We start from the raw sequence: 380 nt of genomic DNA on the forward strand, positions 1-380 counted from the left end.
TCCGCATCGGGAGAACATAATGTTGCTGAGGAAAGGGTTCATCATGACCACCGGCACAGTAAAATGGTTCAATTCCACCAAGGGCTTTGGCTTCATCCAGCCTGACAATGGCGGTTCGGACGTGTTCGTCCACATTTCCGCAGTGGAGCGCGCTGGGATGACCAGCATCGTCGAAGGCCAGAAGATCGCTTACGAGATGGTTCGCGACAACAAGTCGGGCAAGATGGCAGCTGAGCAGCTCCACGCTGCCTGACCATCATCCAGAGCTTCTGGCGGCGACCACGGATGTACTGGCGCCCTGAGTAAGTTCCTGATCAGAGGCCGGGCAATTGCTCGGCCTTTTCATTTTCGATGCTCGCGTGCGCGCCGTGCCTGGCCCA

1 protein-coding gene is annotated in these 380 nt (G+C 57.4%); it reads left to right on the forward strand.

Annotation, left to right across the window (positions count from 1 at the left end; all coding sequences use genetic code 11):
- Positions 1 to 43 precede the first annotated feature (43 nt).
- Positions 44 to 253: a cold-shock protein gene (locus D8676_RS26605; RefSeq protein ID WP_121584110.1), complete on the forward strand. Its 210-nt coding sequence runs from the start codon at positions 44 to 46 to the stop codon at positions 251 to 253.
- Positions 254 to 380 lie beyond the last annotated feature (127 nt).

Source organism: Mesorhizobium sp. YM1C-6-2 (assembly GCF_003666685.1).
GTDB lineage: Bacteria > Pseudomonadota > Alphaproteobacteria > Rhizobiales > Rhizobiaceae > Mesorhizobium_K.